Here is a 26996-nt window from a genome sequence, read left to right as displayed (position 1 = left end):
TATATCGCCAAACAAATCAACCTGATTTTAATTTAATTGGTGTAATATGAAATTTAATACCCCCTAATCGCATATGAAAATTACAACATACCCCGGTAAATCATTCCCGCTTGGCGCTACATGGGATGGTAAGGGCGTCAACTTCACACTATATTCCGAGAATGCTACTGGCGTTGAACTTTGTTTGTTTAACGCTCCTAATGACGAAATTGAATCAGAAAGAATACAAATCACCGAATACTCTGAACTGATATGGCATGTTTATATCCCCGGTTTAAAACCCGGGCAGCTTTATGGCTACAGGGTGAGCGGCCCCTATGAACCCGAAAATGGACACCGCTTTAATCCTAATAAACTGCTGCTTGACCCTTATGCCAAGGCAATTTCCGGAACTATCAATTGGGACGATTCTTTATTCGGATACCAAATTGGCAGCCCGGATGAAGACCTTAGCTTTAGCGAGACCGACAATGCAGCCTTTGTTCCAAAATCAGTAGTTATTGATCATAATTTCGATTGGGAAGGCGACAAACCTCCTGACATTGAATATTTTAATTCGGTTATTTATGAAGCGCATGTAAAGGGTTTTACCAAAATGAATCCCCAAATACCTGAGAGCATCAGGGGTACGTACGCGGCTATTGGACACCCTGTAACTATTAAATACTTAAAGGACCTGGGTATAACTGCCATTGAATTAATGCCGGTGCACCACTTTTTAAACGACAGACACCTGGTTGAAAACGGCCTTACCAATTATTGGGGCTACAATACAATGGGCTTTTTTGCTCCTGATTGCAGGTACTCTTCCTGCGGAGTGCAGGGTGAGCAGGTAAGGGAGTTTAAAACTATGGTAAAGGAATTGCACAAGGCGGGTATTGAAGTGATACTTGATGTGGTTTACAATCATACCGGCGAAGGTAGCCACATGGGCCCTACCTTATCGTTCCGCGGCATTGACAACTCCTCTTATTACCGCCTTACCGAAGACAAACGATTTTACATGGACTACACCGGTACAGGCAACACACTTAATGCCAATTTGCCCAATGTGCTGCGCCTGATGATGGATAGTCTGCGCTATTGGATCCTGGAAATGCATGTTGATGGTTTCCGCTTTGACCTTGCCGCTACACTTGCCCGCGAATTGCATGAGGTGAATCGCCTGAGTGCTTTTTTTGATATTATTCACCAGGATCCGTGCATATCGCAAGTAAAACTAATTGCCGAACCCTGGGATGTTGGCGAAGGTGGTTACCAGGTTGGCAAGTTTCCGCCGGGATGGGGCGAATGGAACGGCAAATACAGGGACAGCATCCGCGATTTCTGGAGTGGTACGGAAAGTTCACTGGCTGAATTTGGCGACCGCATAACCGGCAGTTCTGATCTGTACAAACTATACCGCCGCCCGACGGCAAGTATCAACTTTGTAACCGCTCATGACGGCTTTACCCTAAATGATCTTGTATCATACAATGAAAAGCACAATGAAGCCAACGGAGAGGATAATAATGATGGCGAAAGCCACAACCGCTCATGGAACTGCGGCGTTGAGGGCCCAACCGACGATGAAAACATCAATGAATTGCGCGAAAAACAAAAGCGCAATTTTTTAACAACATTATTCCTATCGCAAGGGGTGCCAATGCTGGTGGCAGGCGACGAAATGAGCCGCACCCAAAAGGGAAACAACAATACTTATTGCCAGGATAATGAAATTTCATGGATCAACTGGGAAACCATGGATAAAGATTTAATGCAATTTACCCGTAAACTCATAAAACTTAGAAAAGAGCATGCTGCATTTTCAAGGAAAAACTGGTTTAACGGCGAGGTTGAAACAAAAAGCGGAGTAGCTGATATTGCCTGGTTTTTGCCAGATGGATCTGAAATGAGTGAGGATAACTGGAATCATGACTTTGCCAAATCAGTTGCCATTTTTTTAAATGGTTTAGGACTACATAGCGTAAATGCAGAGGGAAATAAAGTAATTGACGATAGCTTTTACGTAATATTTAACGCTCATGACGAACCACTTAGCTACAAGCTACCGGCAAAGGAATACGCCAAGGATTGGGAGTTAATTATCGACACACATAAAAACCCTAACGAAAAGGTAAAAGGCAAATTTAAAGCAAAAGATACCATACAAGTTGAAGGACGATCCGTTGTATTACTTCAGCATCAACTGATTCACAATGGCGAAACAAAACACCAATAACAGAACATTAGGTATTAATTTTAATGATCCCGGATTTGCAGAAGTGAGGGTTTGGGCACCAAATGCAGGTGAGGTTTTACTAAAGTTAGATGTGCTTGAGCATTCTTTAGTTAAAGAAGAATACGGCTATTGGACATTGAAAACCAATCACCTTGAGCCCGGTGAAAACTATTGGTTTAAGGTAGATGGTAAACAATTACCAGATCCGGCTTCGTTACTTCAACCCCAGGGTGTACACGGCCCATCAGAAGCATTTGATTTAAAAGCTTTTGACTGGACTGATACTCAATGGCAAAATATCCCGCTTGCCGATTATATTATTTATGAGCTGCATACCGGCACATTTACCCAGACCAGTACATTTAAAGGCATCGAGGACAAACTGAACTATTTGGTTGAACTGGGCATTACAGCAATTGAGCTTATGCCTGTTTCGCAGTTTCCAGGAGAAAGAAACTGGGGGTACGATGGCGTTTTCCCCTTCGCTGTACAAAATAGCTACGGAGGCCCGGCGGGTTTACAGCAATTGATCAACACCTGCCATAGCAAAGGTTTAGCTGTTATTCTGGATGTTGTTTATAATCACCTGGGGCCGGAGGGTAATTATTTTGCAAATTTCGGGCCCTATTTTACAGATAAATATCATACCCCCTGGGGCAGTGCTATCAATTTTGATGATGCAGGTTGCGACGAAGTAAGACGATATTTTATGGAGAATGTAATGATGTGGTTTCGGGATTTCCATGTAGATGCCCTGCGCATGGATGCCGTACACGCCATACGAGACTTTAGTCCGAACCATATTTTACGGGAGATCAATCAGCACGTGGCCCAACTAATGGAAGAATCGGGAAGAACCCATTACCTGATAGCTGAGTGCGACCTGAACGACATCCGTTATATTAACCCCATTCAAAAAGACGGCTATGGCTTTAACGCACAGTGGATAGATGAGTTTCACCACTCCTTGCGCGTAACAGCTGGTGGTGAACGTAATGGTTATTACACAGATTTTAATGGCATATCCGATTTAGCAATCGCTTACCAAAACGGATATGTATATCACGGGCAATATTCCCAACAACGACAAAAAACCTTCGGCACAACAACCGAGGGTATCAACGGGCAACAATTTGTGGTGTTTTCCCAAAACCATGACCAGGTGGGAAATAGGATGCTTGGAGAGCGATCAAGCCAATTGTTTAGTTTCGAGATGCAAAAGCTAATGGCAGGCGCGGTTATGGTTAGCCCGTTTTTACCGATGCTATTTATGGGCGAGGAATGGAGCGAACCTAACCCATTCCAGTTTTTTGTAAGCCATACCGACGAAAAATTGATTAAAGCTGTGCGAAAAGGCCGTAAAGAAGAATTTGCCGATTTCCATTCACAAGGGCAAGCTCCAGACCCGCAGGCCTTATCCACTTTTGAAAGCTCCAAACTAAATTGGGGCTTATTAGATAAGGGATTACACAATGTAATGCTGCGGTATTACAAAAGCCTTATCAAACTAAAAAAACGACAGCCAGCTATTAAAAGCACTAATCGCGAAAATATAAGTGTCACCGTTGATGAAACAACTCAAACATTAATGATTGAACGATGGACCGAAGAGCAAAAAACACTTAGCCTGTTAAACTTCTCCAGGCTATATCAGGATATAAAAATCCCCGATGGAATAAACCAATGGCAAAAACTGTTTGATTCCGCCGAGCCTAAATGGAACGGACCAATAGCCTCTGCAGAGATTATAAGTACAGGCAATATGCAGCTACCACCAGAGTCTATACTCATATATACTCAATATTATGCATAACCCCGTTGCAACGTATAGGATCCAGTTCAATAAAAACTTCACCTTTAATCATTTAAAGGCGATTATTCCTTACCTCCAACAGTTGGGGATCAGCACCTTATACGCCTCCCCTATTTTTGAAGCCGCGCCGGGCAGCACACACGGTTATGATGTGGTTAATCCCTTGGTCATCAACCCGGAGATTGGCACCTTGCAGGAATTGGAAGCAATTAGCAAAACACTTAAAAAACACAACATCAGCTGGCTGCAGGATATAGTGCCTAATCATATGGCCTATCATCAAAACAACAAATGGCTGATGGATGTGCTGGAGAAAGGCAAACGATCTGAATACGTTGATTTTTTTGACATCGTTTGGTCGGCTCCGATCTATAATAGCCGACTAATGGTTCCTTTTTTAGGCGAACCGTTTGAAGATGCATTAAAAGACGGGCAGATTAAAATAGTTTTTAAAGAAAATAGTTTTGCTTTTACATACGGTGAACAGTATTACCCGTTGAATCTGCATGCCTATATAACCATTCTGCAAACTGCAGAAGAACCTAATGAATTGATTACGCTGTTAATTGCAGAGGCAAAGGAACTGCAGCAAGCAGATGATAATATTTCTTTCGGTATCCGGTTTATGGAATTGAAAGAACAACTGGCTTCCATTTATAAACATGATGATACAAAAAAATCCATCCAGGCATCTATTGATAAAATAAATAAGGATACATCATTATTGCAGCAAATATCAAGCGAGCAATACTACCAGTTATGCTTTTGGCAGAAGACGGAAAAGCAGATCAATTTTCGCAGATTTTTTACGGTGAATGGACTTATCTGCCTCAACATGCAACTTCCAAAGGTGTTTGATAAATACCATGAACTGATTAAATCATTGCTGGATAAAGGCATTGTACAGGGCCTTCGTTTAGATCATATCGACGGATTGTATGATCCCGCCGAATACCTGGAACGCCTGCGCGCACTTACCGGCAGCGAAACCTATATTGTAGTAGAAAAGATATTGGAAGACGGCGAAAAATTTCCGGATAGCTGGCCGGTACAAGGCAGTACGGGCTATGATTTCCTGGCGGCAATAAACAACCTGTTTACCCAAACAGAAAATAAAAAAGCTTTTGCAGATTTTTACCGCGAGCTTACTAAAGAAAAACAACCTATAACCAAAGCGATTTTTAATAAGAAGTCGCTCATTTTACATGAGCACATGGCCGGCGAACTGGAAAACCTGTACCAGTTATTTTGTGATCTGGAACTTGCAGATCAGGATGCAATAAAAACAAATGACATCAAAACTGTAATAGCCGAATTTTTGATCAGGTGCCCGGTTTACAGATATTATGGCAATAGTTTCCCCCTGCCACTTGATGAACAAAAAGCGGTTACAGAAATATTTAAAAGTATCCGTGATGCTAAGCCGGAACTTGAAAAAGGCGCAGATCTGTTGCAAAACATATTGATTAAAGAAAATGATGATGGTGTGAGCCAGCATATACTCCAGTTTTATCAACGCTGTATGCAATTTACAGGCCCGCTGATGGCCAAAGGAGTAGAAGATACCCTAATGTATACCTATGACCGGTTTATCGGCCACAACGAAGTTGGTGATACGCCACAAACTTTCGGATTATCGGTAGATGAATTTCACAATGCGATGATTCAAAGACACCAGCAATATCCGCTGGCTATTAATGCGACATCAACTCATGATACTAAACGAGGCGAAGGTGTAAGGGCGAGATTAAATGTTTTAACTGACCTTGCTGAGGATTGGTTAAAAATGGTCGTGCACTGGCAAAATATTAACAGCAAATTTAAAACTGATGGTGCACCCGATGCCAACGACGAATATCTTCTTTACCAAAGCATAACCGGAAGTTTCCCCATGCCAGGGGAAGATGACGACTTCTTAAACCGTCTGCAAGAATACCTGATTAAAGGTTTGCGCGAAGCTAAACGCCATACACAATGGGCAGAGCCAAATGAAGAATATGAAGAAAGTTGTAAAAGATTCATTGAATCAATACTGCAACCAAAAAGTGATTTCAATGACAGCTTTCAACCATTGCTAAATAAAATCGCTGATTATGGCATTATAAACTCATTAGCGCAAACTATTCTAAAATTCACTTGCCCCGGCACGCCGGATGTTTACCAGGGTTGCGAATATTGGGACCTCAGCATGGTTGACCCAGACAACCGCCGCCCGGTGGATTATGAATTAAGAGCCAATAATTTAAACCAACTAACTAAAGATAATGTCTCCTTTGATGAGCTATGGAATAAAAGGCAAAATGCCAATATCAAACTCTGGCTCACTCAATTACTGTTTGGTGAGCGAAAAAAGAACTCCATAACTTTTGAAAAAGGCTTATATATACCCTTGACAGTTACAGGAAAATTCGAGAAAAATGTAATGGCCTTTGCCCGGCAATATCACGAAGATTGGTACATAGTGATTATACCTCTTCATTTGGATCAAATAAGCCCAGACCACCACGCCCCAGGCTCCATCAATTGGGAAGATACACATATAGAATTGCCTGTTAAGGCCCCACTAAAATGGCATAATCTATTATGCGACAAAGCATCAGAGCATAATTTGGTTATCAAAATGAACATCATATTGGACCAGGTGCCCTTTGCCTTGCTTAAAAATATTAAACTATAAAAAAGCCGGATGGAAATAAATCTCCATCCGGCTAAATCACTCTAAAACAATCACCTCTTATTAAATAGGAAGTTATAACAATAATATATAGATACTTTTACAAGAGCCTATTAATTAAATGTTTAAACAAAGGTATCTATAATATACTGGGACTTTATCGACCACCCATCATTTTTACGGGGTACTGACACAGCACAAATTGAATTTAATCGATTGTATTAGCAATACATTAAACCCTTTATGAATATATCAGTAAGCAATAGCTTTTTGCTTCTAATTTCTTCGAGATGTTCCTTACGCGGAAAACTGGATTTCTTTTGAGACACGGCACCCACCCTGATACCATGCATAGCATCTAAAAGCAGGTCAACTACCTCTTCGGAGTTTTCAATAGGTTTTATAGTGCCCTTTTCAATTTCAACTTTAACGGCATTACTCAACAAAGTAAGTTCTGCTTTGTGCACTTGTTCAACAATTTCCCAAATGGTATCCGGTAAATTTTGTTCATTAAGCCTGAAAAAATCGAAGAAATTATAATTCTTTACAATAAAATCATGATGAGTATTGATCTGGAAAACAAAGGCTTCTTTTAAATTATTAAAAGTATCAATGTTATCTTCAAGCAACTTTAAGTATTCATTAGCCAGCTTACGCATTACAGCTATATATAACTGGCTTTTATCAGGGAAATAATAGTACAGCAAAGCTTTCGACATAGAGAGGTCCCCGGCAATTTCATTCATCGTGGTTTTTGAATAACCATAATGTAAAAATCGCTCATATGAGGCTTCTAAAATCTTTTCCCTTTTTATATCCTGATGGTCATTCACTGCAGCCATTTGTTATATAAATTATACAATCTGTAATCAGCAACCTAAATTCCTGACTTTTTAAACAAATCTATCAAAAAATCTACATATAAATATGGCAACCCCCATTTCGTTACGTGTTGTTAAAACAATTTTACATTCGTAGTATTTAACTAATGTTGATTAATATAAAATAACATGAATATCGAAAACAGGTTACCCCCTGATCTGCTTGACTTTTCCCAACAACTTCCAGCCATAGTATGGAATTTCCTGATAGCTGTAATAGCTATCCTTGCAGGGCTGATTATAAAGTATATTGTTACCCTCTTATTCAAATTTTACGCTAAAAAGGAAGAATCCTACTCCTTTTTTAGGTCGGTGATAATCAATTTAGGCCCCGCTATAACTTACTTTATCCCATTATTTTTGCTAAATCTCTTTATCCCCATCATGAGGATGGATAAAATTTATGTTACTCCGCTTGATAAAACAATTGAAATTTTACTGACAATATCTTTTGCAGGCATTCTTGTACGCTCCATCCGGATTTTAGAAGATTACATCTATCACACCTACGATCTTAATAAAGCCGACAACCTGGTGGAGCGCAAAGTGCGCACACAAATTCAATTTATACGTAAGTTTTTAGTGGTTGTAATTGTATTTGTTACCATAGCTATCATCCTGCTTAGTTTTGAAAGTATGCGTAAAATTGGCACAGGCTTATTAACCGGTGTGGGAATAGGTGGTATTATTGTAGGTTTCGCGGCGCAAAACTCTTTAGGAAATTTACTGGCCGGTTTCCAGATAGCGTTTACACAACCCATCAGGATTGATGATGTTTTAGTAGTTGAAGGCGAATGGGGGCGCGTGGAGGAAATAACCCTAACTTACGTAGTGTTGAATATATGGGATAAACGCAGGTTGATTCTTCCCATCAACTATTTCATTACAAAACCCTTTCAAAACTGGACAAGATCTTCGTCCGAAATATTGGGAACAGTATTTTTATATGTGGATTACACCATTCCGCTTGAGGCTATCCGTAAAGAGTTTGACCGGTTGATTGAGCTATCGCCGCTTTGGGATAAGAAAGTTAAAGTGGTGCAGGTTACCGATACCAAAGAAAACAATATTGAAGTACGCGTACTGATGAGTGCACACAATTCATCCGATGCGTTTGACCTGAGATGCTACATCAGGGAAAACCTGGTAACCTTTATCCAACAGAATTACCCGGGTAGTTTGCCAAGAATTCGTACCGAGGTTAGCAATCTTGAAAAATACTTGCAGCCTAAAACTGATAATTAAGCTGCATTTGATATTTCAACTCCACTGCCAATTACAAGCGCATCTTCAATAGCGCCTACAATCGGGTCAATAACATGACTGGTTTTAACCGCATTTTTACGCAGAAAATAACTACCAAATGTGGAAGCAAAAGCAGCCGCTCCACCAATTAAAGCGCCCATTGCAACTTTACCGCCAGTTGCCTTATAAACACTTGCACCGGCAAGCGCTCCCGAAAGCATCCTGAAGGCAAGTACGGCAGGCTTGATACGATTGGGTGCCGAACGTAATTTATCGCCTATTATTTCGCCTACGGCTAAAATCTTCAATGCAAGCGCCACATTTTTTGATTGCATGAACTGCAAAGGTGAATGATCAAGTTTTTTTGACTGGTGATGACTTAATATATGACTGACAATAACCGGTGCCGATGTTGAGCGCATACCGGCCAGGGCTCCAAGACCAATAACCTGCCAAAAGGGATGTGATATTTTGAGTTCCATAATTGACGTTTGATGTTTGTTATACATATAAAACTATACACATCTCATTATGTTCTAATTAAAAACATAAATCAGACCCCTTTAAAGCAAAATAGCCGCACACTTTTCAGCATGCGGCTATTTGTTTATGATTTTACCTATTAAACGGTCTCGGCTTCTAATACTTCTATATGTTTCTTTTCTTTTTTACCAAAAAGCCTTGCCTTAAGGTTGTGACGGATAAGATACATACATGGCACAAGGATTAAAGTAATAACGGTTGCAAAACCTAAACCAAATATCATTGTCCAGGCCAACGGTCCCCAGAAGGCAACGTTATCACCACCGAAGTGAATATGTGGCTTAAAGTGTGTGAACATCTCCACAAAATCGATATTAAAGCCTACAGCTAATGGTATTAAACCTAATATGGCTGCAGTGGCCGTTAATAAAACTGGCGTCATACGGGTGTGTCCTGCCTCAACTACGGCATCATGAACGTTTGCACCCTGCTCTATCAACATATCTGTAAACTCTACAAGCAAGATTCCGTTTCGGACCACCACACCGGCAAGAGCGATGATACCTACCCCCGTCATAACTATAGCCATGGTCATGCCAAAGATACTTACACCCAATAACACCCCAATGATACTAAAGAAGATCTCACTGATGATGATGAATGTTTTACCGATGGAATTAAACTGGATCATTAAAATGATCAGGATAAGCCCAAAAGAGGTAGCAAGTGCACCACCAAGGAAAGTAACCGCTTCCAGCTGATCTTCCTGGCCACCACCCTGCCTGATGATGATATCATCAGATTTTTTAAAGTTGGCTATAGCCTTTAAGATATTAGCATTTACCTCGTTGGCATTATACGGTTTAATTACGCTTGAACCTAAAGTTAATACCCTGCGCTGTTGTTTACGCTTAATGTTACTATAGGTATTGGTATACCTTATATCAGTAAATGCCGATATAGGCACCTGGCGTATGGCACCACCGGTGGCAAGGTCACGATAAGTTATTTTCATGTTGCGTAACTCATCTATATTACCACGCTGTTGTTCCAATGCCCTTACCTTTATCTGGTAATCATCTTCTTTGGTATTCCTAAAATCGCCTGCTTTGGCGCCAAAAATGGCCGTACCAAGAGCCTGACTTATTTGCGATGTACTGATACCTTCGCGGTTAGCCCTTTCACGGTCAATATCAAAAACAATTTCTGGCTTATCGTTTTGAACGTCGGCAACCAGGTTTTCAATACCGGCAATATTTTGCTTAGCCAGGTAACTCTTTAAACGATTGCTGGTGTTTACCAACGAATCCAGGTTATCGCCTATTAGTTCAATACTAATATCTTTCTGTACCGGCGGACCACTATTTTCCTGTGCTACAGCAATTTTAGCTCCTGGTACGCCTTGAACAGCTGCGCGAATCTTTCGCAAAACCTCCTTGGTATCCTTACCGTTACGTTTACCAAATTCAACAAATGCAACGGTTACTTTACCTTTATTTTGATAATCGCCCTGATCTTCATCAGTAGGGTCGGTTACGCCCTTGGTAACGTTTGATATTACGGATGATACAATATCCTTATCAGGTTCAACAACCTGTGCAACACGCTGCTCCAATTTTTTAGTTACCTCGTTGGTAGTAGCCTGGTCGGTACCTATAGGCATAGTGATGTAAACGTATGCAAAGTTTGGATCGCCAGACGGGAAAAACTCAGGCGTTTTGCCTCTTACCACCATCAATAATATAGCAAACACAAACAGTGCAAATGTACCCAACAGCACTATTACAGGCCTTTTAACAGCACGCTCCAACCATTTGGCATACCATTTTTGAAAACGCGGCCATACATTGTTTTGAAACTTGTCTATTATCCTTAATAACACAAAGTGGTTTAACAGGTAAAGCACAATAGCAAGCGCCAGTAAATTGCCCATACCCATAGTCCATATACCCGCGAAAAACAACCCATAGCTAAGTATGGCAAGTACCGCCAAAATGAGCAATACACGTAAGGTTTTCTTATCAAATTTAGGATTATCATGTTCGCCTTTAAAGTGTGGTTTCATAAAATCAACCGCAAAAACCGGGTTCATGATATAAGCCACCACTAACGATGCCAATAAGGTAATAATAAGTGTTATTGGCAGGAAGAACATAAAGTGCCCAATCAAACTATTCCAGAATGCCAACGGAACAAATGGCGCCAATGTGGTCATGGTACCTGAAAACACGGGGAGAAATACCTCGCCTGCTGCCATTTTAGCTGCCTGTTTAATGGGTATTTTTCCGTTATCAAAAATACGGTGCGTGTTTTCAATTACCACAATGGCATCATCCACCACAATACCTAAAGCCAGCAGGAACGAGAATAACACGATCATATTTAGTGTAAACCCAATGGCCGGCATTATTAAAAATGCAATGAAGCACGATAGCGGTACAGATAATGCCACGAAAATAGCGTTAGTTGTCCCCATGAAGAACATCAGGATAACTGTAACCAATATAAAACCAATTACAATGGTGTTGATAAGGTCATTAAGTGTGGTACGCGTCTTGTCCGACTGATCTCCTGTTACCGTAATATTTAATCCTTTAGGGAAAACTGTTTTTTGTTTTAGTTTGATCAGCTCATTGATCTTATCAGATGCCTGGATCAGGTTCTCTCCTGCCCTTTTACTTACGTTAAGGGTAATTACATTTTTAAATTTAGGATTTTCTGGCGTTTTTAAACGTGCATAGCTCTCCTGTTCTAAAAACGAGTCTTTTATTTCGGCAATATCGCGCAGATAAACTGCTTGTCCCTTGGGGTTACGAATAGCCATTTCAGATACCTCCTGGGCATCTTTAAAATCCTGTTTAATATCAATACTACGGCGAATACCATCAGTTTTTACAGTACCCGCGGTTGTTAAAATATTTTCGTTACCAATTGCCTGGGTAATATCATTAAAGCTAACCTGTGCTGCGGCCATCTTATTCAGGTCGACATTCACCTGTATCTCGGGCGTTAAAGCACCAACCTCATCAACTTTCGAAATCTCCTTATAGCCTTCAATCTCATCCTTCAAAAGATCAGCATACTCTTTTAATTTCTTGAGATCGTAGTCGCCGGATATATTGATATATAAGATTGGAAGATCGGCTACGTTTATATCAGATATAACAGATTCCTTAAGGTTATTATCATTTTGAGGCAGATCCTGTTTGGCTTTATCCACAGCATCTTTTACATCAATTTTGGCATCTTTAATTTTAATATTAGCCTGAAATTCGGCTGTTATTATAGATACGTTTTGTACCGAATTTGAAGTAACCTTTTTAAGTCCCTTTAATGACTTTAGCTGCTTTTCAATTTGCCTTGTTACCAGGTTCTCGATGTTTTGAGGAGATTGGCCCGCAAAAGTTGTGGTAACAAATACTTTAGATTGCGCTATATCCGGAAAGTTCTCCTTTGGCAGATTGTTATAGCTGATCAACCCCAATACTGTGATCAAAATTATGAGCACATATATGGCAGTTTTATTATCAATGGCCCAGCTTGAGGGCCCGAATTCTTTAGTTGAATCTTTCATAATTGACAGATCAATTGTTAATATAATTAATTAGCACTCTGTAAAACTTTGATCTTATCGCCATTTTCAATATCTGAAGCCCCTTCTGTTATCAGCTGATCGCCGGCTTTCAAGCCTGAAAGTATTTCAGTCTGCCCGCCATAAGTAGTTCCTGATTTAACATTAACTCTTTTAGCAATTCCATTTTCATTAATGTAAACAAAATCTCCATCTTCTGATTTTTGGATGGCTTTAACAGGTATCGCAATTGCGTTTGCCTTGGCATAATTAGCTATTTGAATAATGGCTGTCATATTTGGGCGTAAGGTTTTACGCACAGGCAACTTAATTTCAACACCAAAGCTTCTTGATGTTGGATCAATCACCTTGGCGGCAAATGTTACCTTGGTAACTAATGAATCCTTTGCATCGGGTACTAAAATTTTCACTTCGTTACCAGTATTTACACTTCCTGAATAAGATTCAGGCACATCGGCCTTTATCTTTAAAACATCAGCATTAACAACACGGATACCTGTTTGACCTGGGCTTGCTACCTGGCCCAATTTAAGATCCATTTGGTCAACAGTACCACTTATTGGCGATACAATACGGTATAAACCTGCTTGTTGTTTTAAACCAGCCAAAGCCTTCTTGCTACTTTGCAATGTTGTTTGGGCCTGTAAAAACTGTACTTCGGTACCTATTTTTTGATCCCAAAGATTTTTTTGACGATTGTATAAAGTCTGATTTAATTCCACCTGCGCTTCAGACTGCGCTACATTTTGTTGCATTACGCTGTTATCTAATTGTGCAAGTACCTGCCCTTTAGTTACATGCTGCCCAGGTTTAACAAACAGGCCCGTAATAATTGCAGAAGCCTGTGGATACGCGGTAACGTTATCCTGCGCATCAATTTTACCCTGCAATTGTACGTAGTTAGTAAAAGTGACTTGTTTAATAACAATAGTGCTTACATCAGTAGTTTTACCCGAATCAGCGGAACCAACCTCCGATTGCAGCTTGGCTACTTTTGAATTTATATCAGCCTGTTGTTTCTGCAGGTCGGCAAGCTCCGTCTTTTTGTCTTTTGGTTTGTTGGTGCAAGCTGCCGCTAAAAGAACCAGGACCGGTATGTATAATATTTTTTTCATGTCTTTTTTATAATAGTGAGTTTAGTTATATTGTTTTATTGAATACGTCCGTATGCCTTATCAAGATCAACTTTACTTACAAGGGCATCATAAAGGCCTTGTATGTATTTATTATCAGCATCTTCAAGTGATGTTTGAGCTTGTGTAACTTCAATACTTGAGCCTACGCCTTGTTGATATTTAATTTTGGATACCCTTAAAACTTCCTGGGCAAGCGTTTGGTTACTTTTTTGGTTATTAAGTGATTGTAACCCATTGATAAAAGTTATACGTGCCTGGCTGGCCTGCAGGCTCAATGCATTCTTTACGTTTGTAAGATCATTTTTCGACTTCAATACACTGATCTGGGATTGCCTAACCTGGTTAATACGTTGGCCTCCACTAAAGATGGGCACATTTAAAGTAAGCCCAATAAATGTTGAAGGATAGCTTGTATTATATAATTTATTATAGCTATTATCCTGATAATTAACGGCAGTACTTGCGTTAAATGATAAAGAAGGTAAAAACTGTGCCTTTTTACGTTTTAAGTCAAGTTCATTTAATTTCAGGGAAGTTTCAGTCAAACCATATTCAATTCTCTTATGGTAAAATGTAGTGTCTGTTGCAATATCGTTAACACTTTCATTAAGGTTTATATCCTGTAGTCTATCTTTTAACGTTACTTCGTATTCAATTGGCATACCCATTTGAAATTTCAGGAACTGATAATTCAAAACCAATAAACGCAAAGTATTTTCGCGGGTAGTAATTAAGTTATTGTATTGCACAGTTATTCTATCCACATCAATTTTCTCAACAAAGCCTTGCTTATTTTGAGCCACTGTTTGATCAAATTGTTGTTTAAGCTGAGCTATATTAGCATCAAGCAACCTCACCTGCTCATTACTTACCAGTGCCTGATAATATGCCTTAGTAACATTCACGCTTGCTTCAATTCTTGATCGCGTATAGCTGCGCTGTGAAAGCTCTTTGTAGGTTTTTGAGGCTTTCAACCCTACCAGGTAAGTACCATCAAATAACAATTGATTTAAATTTAAGCCAAAGTTGTTACTATACTTTTGATAAATACTAAATTTATTTCCGCCGAATATTACAACAGGGGTTTTCAAATAATCCTGAAATGAAGCTTGCCCGCTTATTTGTGGCAAACCTATGCCTGTTGTTTCTTTAACCTTATATTCTGCACTTTTAACATCAAGCTTGGCATTCACCACTGAATCCTGATGTTCATAAGCATAATTTATACAGTCCTGTACGCTAAAATTGAAAGATTGGTTATTAGGTGGCGTTTCCTGGGCATAGCTTTTAATAGCTATGGCACAAAAAAATGTTGCCGTAAAAAGTAAATATTTCATTGTATATATTGTTGTTGTTGATTTTTTATTTAATACACTTTACGGCCTCAAATATCCCTGCCATCTGTGACAGCCGTATGTCAGCAGACTTTTATTCTTCCTTTATATTTTTATACTGATTTAAAAGCTTGTAACCTTTAAGTGTACAAATACCATAGTTAAAATGATCTAAAAACTGCACCTGCACCTTCCAGGTATTAAATTCGGCTACAGGGAAAATGGTGGTATTAAAACCCAACTCAACTGTATTTACCCTCATCCGGGCAACTATCCTTACATCAATTTCAGATCTGATGTAACCCTGCTTAATACCTTTTGTTAACAATTCTTCCAGTGTACTTATTAAAACCTCTGATTTAAACCGCTGAAATTCGGCCCAGGCCTCCGGATGATATTTTTGCATATCATGGATCACTATCGGGTTGATCCTTGAAAACATCTCTTCTGAACACTTGGTCATGGCAATCATCTCCTCAATCACATTGGCAGATTTGCTGATGTATTCAACCATTTCCTCCTCATCTTCTTTGAGCTTCTTTTTTACCAGTGCTGTTACAAGCTCATTCTTATCCTTAAAAAACTGGTATATGGTTTTTTTCGACATACCCAAATGTTTGGCTATATCATCCATGGTTACGCTTTTGATGCCTGCCTTTAAAAACAGCTCTTCGCCCCCGTGTATTATTCTCTCTATTTGACTCATTGACTTTCTTGGTCAAAACTAAGGAAACATTTTATGATTTCAAAGTTTCCAAACGAAATTACTTTTCTCAGACAAAAGGTTGCAGATGTGCAGATCTCAAATTCCAGATGTACAGATGATTGCCGTACGATTTTATTCTATTAACTATCGATCATCAGCAAATTGGACATCCAAACGCAAATTAATTTGTTCATTTAAAATCTGCATATCTGTCATCTGCATATCTGCACATCTATTTTCTTATCTTTGCAAAAATTTATATTTTATATGACCCTTACTCCACTTTCAGCAATTTCGCCAATTGATGGCCGCTATAGAAACACCACTGCTGAACTTGCCGGTTACTTTTCAGAATTTGCCCTCATCAAGTATCGTGTATTTGTTGAGATAGAATATTTCATCGCATTGGTTGAATATCCTTTACCTCAGCTACAACAATTTGATAGTAATCTAACAGAAAAGTTACGCGACATTTACAGAAATTTCACTGAAGTGGATGCTGAAAGCATTAAAGTGATTGAAAAAACAACCAATCACGATGTTAAAGCGGTGGAGTATTTCATCAAAAATGAGTTTGATAAATTAGGTGGTCTTGACCCTTATAAAGAGTTTATACACTTTGGATTAACCTCGCAGGATATAAACAATACAGCTATTCCTTATACTTTTAAGCTGGCCATCAACAATACCTACTACCCCGCTATAACCGAATTGGTTAATACCTTAAAAAGCTACGCAGCCGACTGGGCACAAATCCCCTTGCTTGCACATACCCACGGGCAACCAGCATCGCCTACACGTTTGGGTAAAGAGATTGAAGTGTTTATTGAACGTATAGAAGGACAATTAGTCTTATTAAAATCGGTTAATTATTCGGCAAAATTTGGCGGAGCTACAGGTAACTTCAATGCACACCATATAGCTTATCCGGGTAAAGACTGGAAAGCTTTCGGCAACCATTTTGTAAATAACATTTTAGGATTAAGCCGCTCACAATTCACCACTCAAATTGAGCATTATGACAATTTTGCCGCTCAGTGTGACGCCCTGAAAAGGATTAATAATATATTGATTGATCTTGACCGTGATATGTGGACATATATATCCATGAATTACTTTAAGCAAAAAATTAAAGCCGGCGAGGTTGGCTCTTCAGCCATGCCACATAAGGTAAACCCAATTGACTTTGAAAACTCCGAAGGTAACTTAGGTATCGCCAACGCCTTATTTGAACACCTGGCTGCTAAACTGCCAATATCAAGACTTCAGCGCGATTTAACCGACTCAACCGTTCTGCGTAATATAGGCGTACCGGTGGCCCATACTTTGATTGCGATAAAATCAACTATCAAAGGCTTAAACAAACTATTACTTAACCAGGACGCCATCACTGCCGATCTGGAAGCTAACTGGCCCGTTGTTGCCGAGGCCATCCAAACTATTTTAAGACGTGAAGGTTATCCTAACCCCTACGAAGCACTGAAAGACTTAACCCGTACAAACCAACAGATAAATGCTCAAACAATATCGGAGTTTGTTGATACGTTAAATATAAGTGATGAAGTTAAGAGTGAATTAAAGCAAATAACACCATTAAATTATACCGGGATTTAATTCTAAAAACCCGTCATTGCGAGGTACGAAGCAATCCCAAACGATACAGAGCGGATTTACAAAGCTTCTCTGTAAGCAGGGGATTGCTTCGCACCTCGCAATGACGCACTTTTTTTACATGTTTGCACATTTGCAATCTTCCCGTCATAACACGTTAACTATTGCATTTAAACAAAAAAGCTACTTAAATTTGTTAATTCCATTTTAAATATAGAATTCACGATGAATATCAACGTATATACAGAATCAACGCCAAACCCGGCAACTATGAAGTTCATAGTGAACAAGTTGCTAATTAATGGCAGTGCCGACTATGCTACAAAAGAGAGTGCCGAAAAATCACCTTTCGCTAAAGAATTATATAAGTTTTCTTTTGTAAACGGTGTTTTTTTCGCCAGTAACTTTGTTACTATCACCAAAACTGATGATAGTGACTGGGCAGATGTTGAGCCTATTATGAAGGAATTTGTAAAAGGCGCGGTTGAATCAGAACTGAAGATCCAATTAGAAGAGCAATCTGAAGAAACAAACTTTGAAGGTTCTGAAACTGAAGTTAAAATACAGCAGATTTTACATGATTACGTTCGCCCGGCTGTTGAGCAGGATGGTGGCGCTATCTCTTACCGTTCATTTAACGAAGGTGTGGTTACCGTTGAGCTGCGTGGTTCATGCAGTGGTTGCCCGTCATCAACCATAACACTTAAAGCCGGCATCGAAAACCTGCTTAAACGTATGGTGCCCGAAGTTACCGAAGTGGTATCAGAAGCATTATAAGATAGACACGAATTACACTGATTTATTCGAATTGCACGAATTGATCAGATACATGAAAGGCACAAACTTAATCGACTTACACTAATCTGTGTTCGATTAAATTTGTGCCTTTTTCATTTGAAAAAATTCGTTCTTATTCGTGAAATTCGTGTTTGTTAAAATTCGTGCTTGTTAAAATTGGTGTTTATTAAGATCCCTACTCCTCTTTTACTTGAAGTACTTTTGAATAGAAGTTAACAGTTCTTCGGTTATCTTTCCGTTAGTTGCCAGCAACTCTCTTGTTTCCAGCACTTCGCTTCCACCTTTAAAATTTACTATCTGGCCTCCGGCTTGCTTTACAATTACTATACCTGCCGCCACGTCCCAGGCGTTTAAATTATATTCATAAAAGGCATCAAACCTACCGCAGGCGGTATAAGCCAGATCAACGGCTGCAGAACCTATGCGCCTTAACCCATGGCTGCTTTTCATAAGCTCGGCAAATAGTTCAATATATGCTGCCTGCTTCCCAAAATCATAATATGGAAAACCTGTTGCCAATAAGCTGGTGCCTACTGTTGTGTTTTTGCTTACGCTTATCTCCTTGCCATTTAAATAAGCAGGTGCATCTTTCCAGGCATAAAAACATTCATCCTGGTTTATTTCATATACTACCCCTAACACCAGTTCGTCATACTCCTTCAATGCTATACTTACCGAAAACGCCGGTAATCCATGTATAAAATTGGTGGTTCCATCCAACGGATCAATTATCCAGTTATAACGTTCTCCAATTGTGGTTGTGGTTTTTTCTTCAGTAACAAAGCCGGCTTCGGGCAATACTTTCCTTAGGCCTTCAACTATTATTCGCTCGGCAGTTTTATCAACGTATGATACCATATCGTTGAGTCCTTTATATTCAATTTTATCAGAATCAAAAGTTTTACGCTCCTGCCTAATAAAATCACCTGCCTGTTTAGCAATTTCAATTACCTGGTTCGCTATGTTCGTGAGTGCCATGATGTCTTAATGATAAGCTAAATGAAAATACCTTATGTATAAAAAAGCTTGCAAAAAACAAGCTTAATGCGGCACCGATACGTGCTAAAGGCGGATAGATTCCGAAAAACTGTATCAATACCTTAATTACCAACAAATTTGCAAAGAAACCAATGCAGGCCACAGATGCAAAGCGAAAAAACTGTTTATGTGCCGATAGTTTTGATTCTGTAAAAACGAGGTAACGGGTAACTAAAAAATTAACGATCACTCCCAACGCAAACGATATGGCTAATGACAATGTGGAATTACGAACTGTAATTGAGCCTATAGGGTAAGTGTGCCGAACCAGTAAATTATGATAAAAGAGATAGAACGCAGATATATCAACCAAAAAACCGGCACCTGCCGAAAGTACAAACCTGAACACCTGGTTATCCAAAAGCCTGTATGCCTGCTTTGTATTAGCCATGCTGCAAAGTAGCTGTTTTTTTGTTTTTTAACCCGTTTATAATTAAAGCAGCACCGCCAATTACCATAATCAATGAAATCATTTCTGCTTGTGTAAAACTGACGCCGGCTACGTGGTATTTTGTATTTACACGGATTAGCTCAATAAAAAAGCGTTCAACACCCGCCAATATCATATAAATACCAAACAATACACCTGAACTTTTTATTCGCTTGCGAATGCTCCACAAAAAAGCAAATAACAACAAGCCAATTATACACTCATAAAATGAAGTAGGGTATACAGGATATTGTAATTCATGGCAAAACTTGCCAACGCAATTGACCATGGCTACTCCCTCATCATTAACGTTATGCGGAAATTTGAACGACCACATCCAATTTGGAGCCCAGCTTAACCATTGTGGTTTTGGATTAAGGTTAACAACACCCCAATCGCCATCACCAGACATCTGGCAGCCAACACGCCCCAGAGCATAAGCCAGCATCATACCAGGGCCACCAATATCCAGCATATCCAGTGGTTTAATACCATGTTTTTTGGCTATGTAAAGTACCGCAGCACCGCCACAAATAAGGCCCCCATAAAAGGTTAATCCGCTAAAGCCAATCAGCATGCCAACCGGGTCTTTCATAAAATCACCCCAGTTTTCAAGGGCATTAAATAATTTAGCGCCTGCAAAGCCAAACACTGCAGCCCATAGCAAAATACTGCCCATTAATTCATGCGGATGAGCTGTTACTTCTTCTGTTTTGGGTTGAGCCAGCTTTTGTTTATCGCTCTCATAATAGGCCCAGTAAGCAAAAGCGGCCGCGCCTATAATTCCACCCAGCCAATTGCCACGTGTAGATAAAAGAAACTCCTGTGGGTTATCTAAAAGCAGATGATAGTTTAGTACTGCATCAATAATTTTATAACCTAAAATAAAGCCGAATATCCCATTGCCTATCAACTCATTAACAGTAGCTGGCTGGCCAATAGTAACAGTTTTTTTAAAGCTATGAATTACGCCAAGTTTCTCTTTTCTATCAAACTCCTTTGCAAAAGCCCAATAAGCTGCCATAAAAGCTATCGCCACAAAAAAACCAAAAGTTTGAATAGGTAATGGTAAATTAAAGCCAAAAAGGTATTGAAGAAGCGATGTTATGGTAGGAAACATAGGTTAAATTTTGAAGCGAAGATAATGTTTTAATGCATTAATATTTCCTGGCCTTCTGTTATTTCGACGTCACCATCGGGTGAAATATTTGTTAAGTAAACCGTTTTCAATTCGTTAACCAATATAGGATCATACTTAACTTTTACCTTTACGTAGTTACGGGTAAACCCGTGCATGTACCCCTCTTTTATATCGCGCTCAAACAAAACTTCTTCGTTTTTATTGAGTTGGGTTTCGTAAAAAGCCCTGCGTTTTTTATCAGATAAAATATGCAGCATTTTACTCCTGTCGTTACGGGTTGAACCGGGTACTACCCCACTCATTTCGGCCGCCAGGGTGTTTTCCCTTTCAGAATAAGTAAATACATGCAGGTATGAAACGTTTAGTTCGTTCAGAAAATTATAGGTATCGATAAAATCTTCCCTGGTTTCGCCCGGGAAACCAACAATCACATCTACACCAATGCAGCAATCTGGCATCAGCTCTTTTATTTTGGCTACGCGGTTTACATACAAATCGCGTTTATAACGACGGCGCATCAAACCCAATATTTTATCTGAGCCTGATTGCAATGGAATATGAAAATGCGGAACAAACCGTTTTGAAGTAGCAACAAACGCAATAATTTCGTCAGTAAGCAGGTTTGGCTCTATAGATGATATGCGGATACGGTCAATCCCTTCAACTTCATCCAATGCCTTTACCAGGTCGAAGAACTTATCTTCACGCTGACCGTTTCTGATCCCGAAATCGCCCAGGTTAACACCTGTCAGCACTATTTCCTTTACTCCTGATAAAGCAATTTCCTTTGCCTGCTCAATAACGTTTTGGATAGTATCACTCCTGCTGGAGCCGCGGGCTAAAGGAATGGTACAAAACGTACATGAATAATCGCAGCCATCCTGAACTTTCAGGAAAGTACGGGTACGATCGCCACCAACAGAATAAGCCGGCACAAATTGGTTAGCCTCACTTACCGGTTGGTTATAAACTACAGCTTTGGGCTTTTTAGTAAGATCGGTAATATGATCAATGATCATGAATTTTTCTGCAGCACCAAGCACCATATCAACACCAGGTATTTCGGCAATTTCCTGAGGTTTTAATTGGGCATAACATCCCACAATAGTTACATACGCGTTAGGTGAAATCTTAAGCGCTTCTTTAACTATCTTTTTACACTTTTTATCAGCGTTTTCGGTGACCGAACAGGTGTTGATAACAAAAACATCGGGAGTATCGGAAAACTCGACCGTATCATAACCAGCCTTGCTAAACAGCCTGCCGATAGATGAGGTTTCTGAGTAATTCAGTTTACAGCCTAAAGTATAAAAAGCGACTTTCTTATTCATTTCAAAGCTGCAAAGGTAAGCAATTTGTGAATTAGTGAGTTGATGAATTAGCTATTTTTACTTTGGGCTTAATTATTAACCAGGTAAATCCAATCACAAATTCACTAAATCGCCAATTCACCAGCTAAATTCCTTTCCACTCATAGCTCTTGTTCTCCAGCCCTATCAGATCAATAACCCGGTTCACGACCGTCATGGCCAGCTCTTCTATGGTTTGCGGTTTGCTGTAGTATGAGGGAATAGCCGGGCAAATAATACCACCGGCTTCCGTAACTGTAGCCATATTACGGATGTGGATGAGATTAAACGGTGTATCGCGCGCCACCAGGATAAGCTTCCGGCGTTCTTTGAGGATCACATCGGCAGCACGACTGATCAGGTCATCAGAGATCCCTCCCGCTATCCGGCCAAGGGTGCCCATGGAGCATGGAACAATAACCATAGTATCAAACTTAGCCGACCCTGATGCAAAAGGGGCCATGAAATCATTTTTGGCGTAAAACTTATAATTGTATTTACTGTAGTCCTCATTATCAAGCTCAAAACGCCAAACATCCTTGGCGTTATCAGACATTACGACTGCAACCTCCTGTATTTGATCTTCTAACTGGCTTAACTTCTTTAATAACAGATCGGCATAAATAGCGCCGCTTGCACCCGTAATAGCAACTACAATCTTCTTCTTCATGACTCATCAATAACTACCCAAACAGATAAAAGTTACGGGCATAAAAAAGGGTCGAATAACTTGTACCCGACCCTACATCTACCTATGAAAAACATGCCCTTGAGAGGGCAATACAAATGTACTAACAGTTTTTATATAAAAAAACAAATTTGTAAAAATAATTTTACGTTATTTTTCTATTAAGATAAATTCTTTTCTATTAGAAGCTGTATAATTCCATCAACCATACCTACCCGGGGAACATAGATCTGCTTTATACCGGCGTTTTTCATCACAGTCATATAAATTTCACAGGCAGGAATGATTACATCCGCCCTATCCTGGTTTAAACCAAGTACGTTTATGCGGTCTTTCAGTGAAAATGAATTGAGATAAGTGTAAAGCGATTTTAGCTTACCAAATGCCATTGGCGCATCGTCACCCTCCTCGGCCAATCTATGGATTTTGTTGATATTGCCACCGGTTCCTATGCCTAACAATTGTTTGTAGCCACGTGTATGCTCGCGGATAAAATCTTTCATCTCATTCCAGGTTTCTTCAGAGTCCTGGTTATCCAATATCCTGATAGTACCAATATTAAATGATTTGGAAGCCATCAGTTCCCCTGCCGAAAAAAGTGAAAGTTCGGTACTGCCACCACCAACATCTATATACAAATAGCTTTTGCTTTTGTCAATAGTTTGCTCGGCATGACTGGCATATATTACTTTAGCCTCTTTTGAACCATGAATGATCTCCAGATCAATATTGGCGTCCTGTTTTATCAGTTTAACTACATCATCGCCATTTTTAGCTTCACGCATGGCCGATGTAGCATAAGCCAGGTAATCCGTCACCTTATAAACATCCATAAGATTGCGGAATGCACTCATTGATTTTACCAGGTCGCCGGCTTTTTTATCAGAAATGTGTTGCTGGATAAAGGCATCATCGCCGAGGCGCAACGGCACCCTGATTAAAGTGTTTTTCTTGAAAGAATAAGAACCATGATTTTCAATAATATCGGCAATAAGCAGCCTTACTGCGTTGGAGCCAATATCTATAGCTGCGTATCTCAATTTTGTTTGTTTTTAGTTTTAAGGTAAGTATATATCTCTATCTGCGCACGATGAGAATCGGCCGAATTAGTTTTATGATATTTGTTGCTGTTGGTGCTGTTTATTTCGCGTGCCTTGGTGTTATCCTGCAGTTGTATGTTGATCATATCCTTCACTTCCTTACGCAAGTGCTCATCTAAAATCGGGAAACCAACCTCTACCCTGTTATCAATATTCCGGCTCATAAAATCGGCCGATGTAAGGTAGATCAACTCGCTACCACCGTTGCAATAAATGTGTACACGTGCATGTTCCAGATATTTATCTACAATGCTTATCACCTCAATATTTTCACTGAAACCTTTTACACCGGGAACAAGGCAGCACATACCACGGATGATCATTTTTATTTTAACACCGGCATTGCTGGCCTGGTATAATTTATTAATCAGGCTTTCATCGGCAAGGCTGTTCATTTTTAATATCATGTAGGCCTTTTTGCCTGCTTTAGCATTCTTTATTTCGTTATCTATCAGTTTGTAAATGCCCGGCCTTGAATCAATGGGCGATACAATCAGCGTCTTTAGTCCTTTCGGCAGCACATTCCTTTTAAGGGCTTTAAACACATCAGCAAGATCATCAGTTATCTTTTTGTTAGCTGTAAAAAGCGTATGGTCTGCATAGATCTTAGCAGTTTTTTCATTAAAATTTCCTGTTGATAAACAGGCATAATTTACCACCTTTTGTTTTTCCAAACGGCTAACCAGGCATATTTTTGAGTGCACTTTGTAGCCTGGCACTCCATAAAGCACATTTACACCCTCTTCTTCTAACCTGTTGCTCCAGAATATGTTGTTTTGCTCATCAAACCGTGCACGAAGCTCTACCAGGCAATTAACCTTTTTACCGTTTTTGGCAGCGTTTACCAATGCGTGAATGATTCTTGAATTCTCGGCAAGCCGGTAAACCGCTATACTGATTTCTTTAACCTTAGGATCAATAGCGGCCTCGCGTAAAAAGTGAATAATGTAATCATATGACTGGTAAGGTGTGCTTACCATATAATCCTTTTTAGCAATCAGTTCGATCAAACTTTTGCCGAAAGAAAGATCTTCGACAGGCAGAGCAGGATATTTAACAAACTCCAGTTCGGGCGAACCAACATTAGGAAATGATATAAAATTTTTAAAGTTATGATACCTGTTACCGGGGATCAGGCTCTCACCATGCAGCCCCATTTTGGTTACCAGGTACTTTAACATGTCCATCGGCATTTCGGTATCGTAAAGCAAACGCATAGGTGTACCTTTCTTGCGTTTTTGAAGGCTTTTGGATAGCGCGTCAATAAATTTTCCGCTTAGTTCTTTATCCAGATCAAGCTCTGCATCGCGGGTAAGCTGCAATGAATAGGCCTCAATACTGTCATGATCAAAAATGAAAAATATATCCTCCAAACTGTACCTGATGATATCATCCAGCAGGATGATAAACTTCAGGTTATTGGTTTCGGGCAATACCACAAATCTTGATAGCGTATCAGGAAACTCAATAAGCGCGAACCTTGATTTTTTATTTTTGGTGAGCTTAACAAAAAAGTAAATGGCTCTGTCGCGCAGTTCGGGTAGCGGCAGGCTGTCATCCAACATAATTGGTACCAGCGTAGCCAGTAATTTTTCTCTGAAATAGTTTTTAACAAATGCCCCACGGGATACATTAAGCTGCTTATCATTCAGGATAAAGATCTTTTCCTCGGCAAGCTGTTTAACTATAATATTTTCATAAAGGCTATTGAACTTACGTTCCTGCCGTACAACGATATTTTTTATCTGATTAAGAAGTTTTTTGGGGTTATATCCTAAAATCTCCTTCGATTTTTCGTTTAAAGCGGCAAGGCGGCTCATGGTTGCTACCCTCACCCTATAAAACTCATCAAGATTGGATGAAAATATCGCTAAAAAACGCACCCGTTCAATTAATGGAACAGTGGGATCAGCAGCTTCCTGCAAAACCCTATCGTTAAAATATAACCAACTTATTTCCCTGTTTATTAATGGTGCCTGTTTATCCATAAAAATTTGTGCCCCCGGGCCACATTTACAAAGCTGCTTATTTATTTGTTAACTTAATATTAACTCATCTGCATTTTGAAGGTTTTTATTCATTATTATTTATTACGTTATGTAAACAAATTAATAATCATCATGCGTAAATGTTTACAATACATTAGTTTTGTAAACATTTATAAACACAAACTTATGCCAACATTTGATATAGTAAGCAAGATAGACGGCCAAACCCTTGATAACGCTATCAATACCGCTAAAAAAGAGATATTAAACCGTTATGATTTTAACGACTCTAAAAGTACTATCGATCTGGATAAAAAAACAAACGATATAACCATTGTTACCGAAAACGATATGCGTTTGAAAGCCATCCAGGATTCTATAATAGGCCGTATGGTAAAGCAACATCTTGATCCTAATGCGCTTGATTTTGGTAAAGAACAATATGCATCGGGCAATATGATCCGTAAAGAGATCAAAGTTAAGGAAGGTATTGACAAAGAAACCTCCAAAAAACTGGTTAAAAAAATAAAAGACAGCGGCTTAAAAGTTCAGGCATCCATCATGGACGACCAGGTGCGCGTGCAGGGTAAAAAAATAGATGACCTGCAGGCAGTGATCAGTCTTTGCCGTGGCGAAAACTTTGGTCAGCCATTGCAATTTATTAATATGAGGGATTAATTCTAATTGTGCACCCCTCCCGTCGTTGCAATGACGAATGATTAAAAACAACAAGAGGCGCAAATATGCGCCTCTCTAATAAAATCTCCA

General features: G+C 39.5%; 20 protein-coding genes. 7 read left to right on the top strand and 13 right to left on the bottom strand.

Annotated features, from left to right (window positions below; all coding sequences use genetic code 11):
- Positions 1-73 precede the first annotated feature (73 nt).
- From glgX to treY, 3 genes are read left to right on the top strand one after another with little or no spacing between them, the layout of a single operon-like run.
- The gene (gene glgX, locus AC1D0K_RS05870) at positions 74-2221 is read left to right on the top strand and encodes a glycogen debranching protein GlgX (protein ID WP_477442392.1); all 2148 of its coding nucleotides are present in this window, start codon (positions 74-76) and stop codon (positions 2219-2221) included.
- Positions 2199-4034 (top strand): malto-oligosyltrehalose trehalohydrolase, encoded by a 1836-nt coding sequence (gene treZ / locus AC1D0K_RS05865; RefSeq protein WP_477391612.1) that lies wholly within the window; start codon positions 2199-2201, stop codon positions 4032-4034. The genes glgX and treZ overlap by 23 nt, the downstream gene beginning before the upstream one ends.
- Positions 4027-6711 (top strand): malto-oligosyltrehalose synthase, encoded by a 2685-nt coding sequence (gene treY, locus AC1D0K_RS05860; RefSeq protein WP_477391611.1) that lies wholly within the window; start codon positions 4027-4029, stop codon positions 6709-6711. Before treZ ends, treY begins: the two co-directional genes overlap by 8 nt.
- A 218-nt stretch (positions 6712-6929) precedes the next feature.
- Here the strand turns inward: treY and AC1D0K_RS05855 are convergent, their stop codons facing one another.
- Positions 6930-7550 (bottom strand): TetR/AcrR family transcriptional regulator, encoded by a 621-nt coding sequence (locus AC1D0K_RS05855; RefSeq protein WP_295711744.1) that lies wholly within the window; start codon positions 7548-7550, stop codon positions 6930-6932.
- Between the two features lie 168 nt (positions 7551-7718).
- On the opposite strand from AC1D0K_RS05855, the gene AC1D0K_RS05850 reads away from it, so the two are divergent.
- Entirely contained in the window at positions 7719-8834 is a 1116-nt protein-coding gene (locus tag AC1D0K_RS05850) for a mechanosensitive ion channel family protein (protein ID WP_477391610.1), read from the top strand.
- On the opposite strand, the gene AC1D0K_RS05845 is transcribed toward AC1D0K_RS05850, so the two are convergent.
- The 5 genes from AC1D0K_RS05845 to AC1D0K_RS05825 form a co-directional block, all read right to left on the bottom strand.
- The gene (locus AC1D0K_RS05845) at positions 8831-9316 is read right to left on the bottom strand and encodes a DUF4126 family protein (protein ID WP_477442394.1); all 486 of its coding nucleotides are present in this window, start codon (positions 9314-9316) and stop codon (positions 8831-8833) included. The genes AC1D0K_RS05850 and AC1D0K_RS05845 overlap by 4 nt on opposite strands.
- A gap of 140 nt (positions 9317-9456) precedes the next feature.
- Complete coding sequence (locus tag AC1D0K_RS05840; RefSeq protein WP_477463018.1) at positions 9457-12891, bottom strand: efflux RND transporter permease subunit; 3435 nt, start codon at positions 12889-12891, stop codon at positions 9457-9459.
- A gap of 26 nt (positions 12892-12917) precedes the next feature.
- A complete protein-coding gene (locus AC1D0K_RS05835; protein ID WP_477391607.1) occupies positions 12918-14024 on the bottom strand; it encodes an efflux RND transporter periplasmic adaptor subunit in 1107 nt (368 codons plus the stop codon).
- Positions 14025-14059: 35 nt separating this feature from the next.
- The gene (locus AC1D0K_RS05830; protein ID WP_477391606.1) at positions 14060-15382 is read right to left on the bottom strand and encodes a TolC family protein; all 1323 of its coding nucleotides are present in this window, start codon (positions 15380-15382) and stop codon (positions 14060-14062) included.
- Between the two features lie 91 nt (positions 15383-15473).
- A complete protein-coding gene (locus tag AC1D0K_RS05825) occupies positions 15474-16085 on the bottom strand; it encodes a TetR/AcrR family transcriptional regulator (RefSeq protein WP_295711734.1) in 612 nt (203 codons plus the stop codon).
- Between the two features lie 267 nt (positions 16086-16352).
- Between AC1D0K_RS05825 and purB the strand changes: the two genes are divergently transcribed.
- Together purB and AC1D0K_RS05815 are read left to right on the top strand one after the other, a co-directional pair.
- Positions 16353-17699 (top strand): adenylosuccinate lyase, encoded by a 1347-nt coding sequence (gene purB, locus AC1D0K_RS05820; protein WP_477442996.1) that lies wholly within the window; start codon positions 16353-16355, stop codon positions 17697-17699.
- 222 nt (positions 17700-17921) lie between these two features.
- Positions 17922-18473 (top strand): NifU family protein, encoded by a 552-nt coding sequence (locus tag AC1D0K_RS05815; RefSeq protein WP_295711730.1) that lies wholly within the window; start codon positions 17922-17924, stop codon positions 18471-18473.
- A gap of 207 nt (positions 18474-18680) precedes the next feature.
- Here AC1D0K_RS05815 and AC1D0K_RS05810 read toward each other — a convergent pair whose 3' ends face one another.
- The 7 genes from AC1D0K_RS05810 to ppk1 form a co-directional block, all read right to left on the bottom strand.
- Positions 18681-19472 carry an inositol monophosphatase family protein gene (locus AC1D0K_RS05810; RefSeq protein ID WP_477391604.1) on the bottom strand — a complete coding sequence of 264 codons (792 nt, stop codon included), beginning with the start codon at positions 19470-19472 and terminating at the stop codon, positions 18681-18683.
- Positions 19438-19923, bottom strand: coding sequence for a GtrA family protein (locus AC1D0K_RS05805; protein ID WP_477391603.1), 486 nt, complete (start codon positions 19921-19923; stop codon positions 19438-19440). Before AC1D0K_RS05805 ends, AC1D0K_RS05810 begins: the two co-directional genes overlap by 35 nt.
- Positions 19916-21082 (bottom strand): prolipoprotein diacylglyceryl transferase, encoded by a 1167-nt coding sequence (locus AC1D0K_RS05800; protein ID WP_295711725.1) that lies wholly within the window; start codon positions 21080-21082, stop codon positions 19916-19918. Before AC1D0K_RS05800 ends, AC1D0K_RS05805 begins: the two co-directional genes overlap by 8 nt.
- Positions 21083-21111: 29 nt before the next feature.
- Entirely contained in the window at positions 21112-22434 is a 1323-nt protein-coding gene (mtaB, locus tag AC1D0K_RS05795; protein ID WP_477391602.1) for a tRNA (N(6)-L-threonylcarbamoyladenosine(37)-C(2))-methylthiotransferase MtaB, read from the bottom strand.
- A gap of 124 nt (positions 22435-22558) precedes the next feature.
- The gene (locus AC1D0K_RS05790; protein ID WP_295711718.1) at positions 22559-23122 is read right to left on the bottom strand and encodes a UbiX family flavin prenyltransferase; all 564 of its coding nucleotides are present in this window, start codon (positions 23120-23122) and stop codon (positions 22559-22561) included.
- Positions 23123-23301: 179 nt separating this feature from the next.
- The gene (locus AC1D0K_RS05785; RefSeq protein ID WP_477391601.1) at positions 23302-24180 is read right to left on the bottom strand and encodes a Ppx/GppA phosphatase family protein; all 879 of its coding nucleotides are present in this window, start codon (positions 24178-24180) and stop codon (positions 23302-23304) included.
- Positions 24177-26228: a polyphosphate kinase 1 gene (gene ppk1, locus AC1D0K_RS05780; protein WP_477391600.1), complete on the bottom strand. Its 2052-nt coding sequence runs from the start codon at positions 26226-26228 to the stop codon at positions 24177-24179. Before ppk1 ends, AC1D0K_RS05785 begins: the two co-directional genes overlap by 4 nt.
- A 186-nt stretch (positions 26229-26414) precedes the next feature.
- Here ppk1 and AC1D0K_RS05775 point away from each other — a divergent pair, with 186 nt between their 5' ends.
- A complete protein-coding gene (locus tag AC1D0K_RS05775) occupies positions 26415-26906 on the top strand; it encodes a YajQ family cyclic di-GMP-binding protein (RefSeq protein WP_295711715.1) in 492 nt (163 codons plus the stop codon).
- Positions 26907-26996 lie beyond the last annotated feature (90 nt).

This window comes from Mucilaginibacter sp. P1_A3, assembly GCF_056406855.1.
This window is presented reverse-complemented; position numbering and strand designations above follow the sequence as displayed.

Bases quoted from the DNA above. Each gene is read 5' to 3' on its own strand.
- AC1D0K_RS05825 (WP_295711734.1), bottom strand. From the start codon at position 16,085: ATGAGTCAAATAGAGAGAATAATACACGGGGGCGAAGAGCTGTTTTTA.
- AC1D0K_RS05835 (WP_477391607.1), bottom strand. From the start codon at position 14,024: ATGAAAAAAATATTATACATACCGGTCCTGGTTCTTTTAGCGGCAGCT.
- treY (WP_477391611.1), top strand. From the start codon at position 4,027: ATGCATAACCCCGTTGCAACGTATAGGATCCAGTTCAATAAAAACTTC.
- AC1D0K_RS05850 (WP_477391610.1), top strand. From the start codon at position 7,719: ATGAATATCGAAAACAGGTTACCCCCTGATCTGCTTGACTTTTCCCAA.
- AC1D0K_RS05805 (WP_477391603.1), bottom strand. From the start codon at position 19,923: ATGGCTAATACAAAGCAGGCATACAGGCTTTTGGATAACCAGGTGTTC.
- AC1D0K_RS05840 (WP_477463018.1), bottom strand. From the start codon at position 12,891: ATGAAAGATTCAACTAAAGAATTCGGGCCCTCAAGCTGGGCCATTGAT.
- treZ (WP_477391612.1), top strand. From the start codon at position 2,199: ATGGCGAAACAAAACACCAATAACAGAACATTAGGTATTAATTTTAAT.
- AC1D0K_RS05800 (WP_295711725.1), bottom strand. From the start codon at position 21,082: ATGTTTCCTACCATAACATCGCTTCTTCAATACCTTTTTGGCTTTAAT.
- mtaB (WP_477391602.1), bottom strand. From the start codon at position 22,434: ATGAATAAGAAAGTCGCTTTTTATACTTTAGGCTGTAAACTGAATTAC.
- AC1D0K_RS05830 (WP_477391606.1), bottom strand. From the start codon at position 15,382: ATGAAATATTTACTTTTTACGGCAACATTTTTTTGTGCCATAGCTATT.
- AC1D0K_RS05810 (WP_477391604.1), bottom strand. From the start codon at position 19,472: ATGGCACTCACGAACATAGCGAACCAGGTAATTGAAATTGCTAAACAG.
- AC1D0K_RS05855 (WP_295711744.1), bottom strand. From the start codon at position 7,550: ATGGCTGCAGTGAATGACCATCAGGATATAAAAAGGGAAAAGATTTTA.
- AC1D0K_RS05790 (WP_295711718.1), bottom strand. From the start codon at position 23,122: ATGAAGAAGAAGATTGTAGTTGCTATTACGGGTGCAAGCGGCGCTATT.
- AC1D0K_RS05845 (WP_477442394.1), bottom strand. From the start codon at position 9,316: ATGGAACTCAAAATATCACATCCCTTTTGGCAGGTTATTGGTCTTGGA.
- purB (WP_477442996.1), top strand. From the start codon at position 16,353: ATGACCCTTACTCCACTTTCAGCAATTTCGCCAATTGATGGCCGCTAT.
- AC1D0K_RS05775 (WP_295711715.1), top strand. From the start codon at position 26,415: ATGCCAACATTTGATATAGTAAGCAAGATAGACGGCCAAACCCTTGAT.
- glgX (WP_477442392.1), top strand. From the start codon at position 74: ATGAAAATTACAACATACCCCGGTAAATCATTCCCGCTTGGCGCTACA.
- ppk1 (WP_477391600.1), bottom strand. From the start codon at position 26,228: ATGGATAAACAGGCACCATTAATAAACAGGGAAATAAGTTGGTTATAT.
- AC1D0K_RS05815 (WP_295711730.1), top strand. From the start codon at position 17,922: ATGAATATCAACGTATATACAGAATCAACGCCAAACCCGGCAACTATG.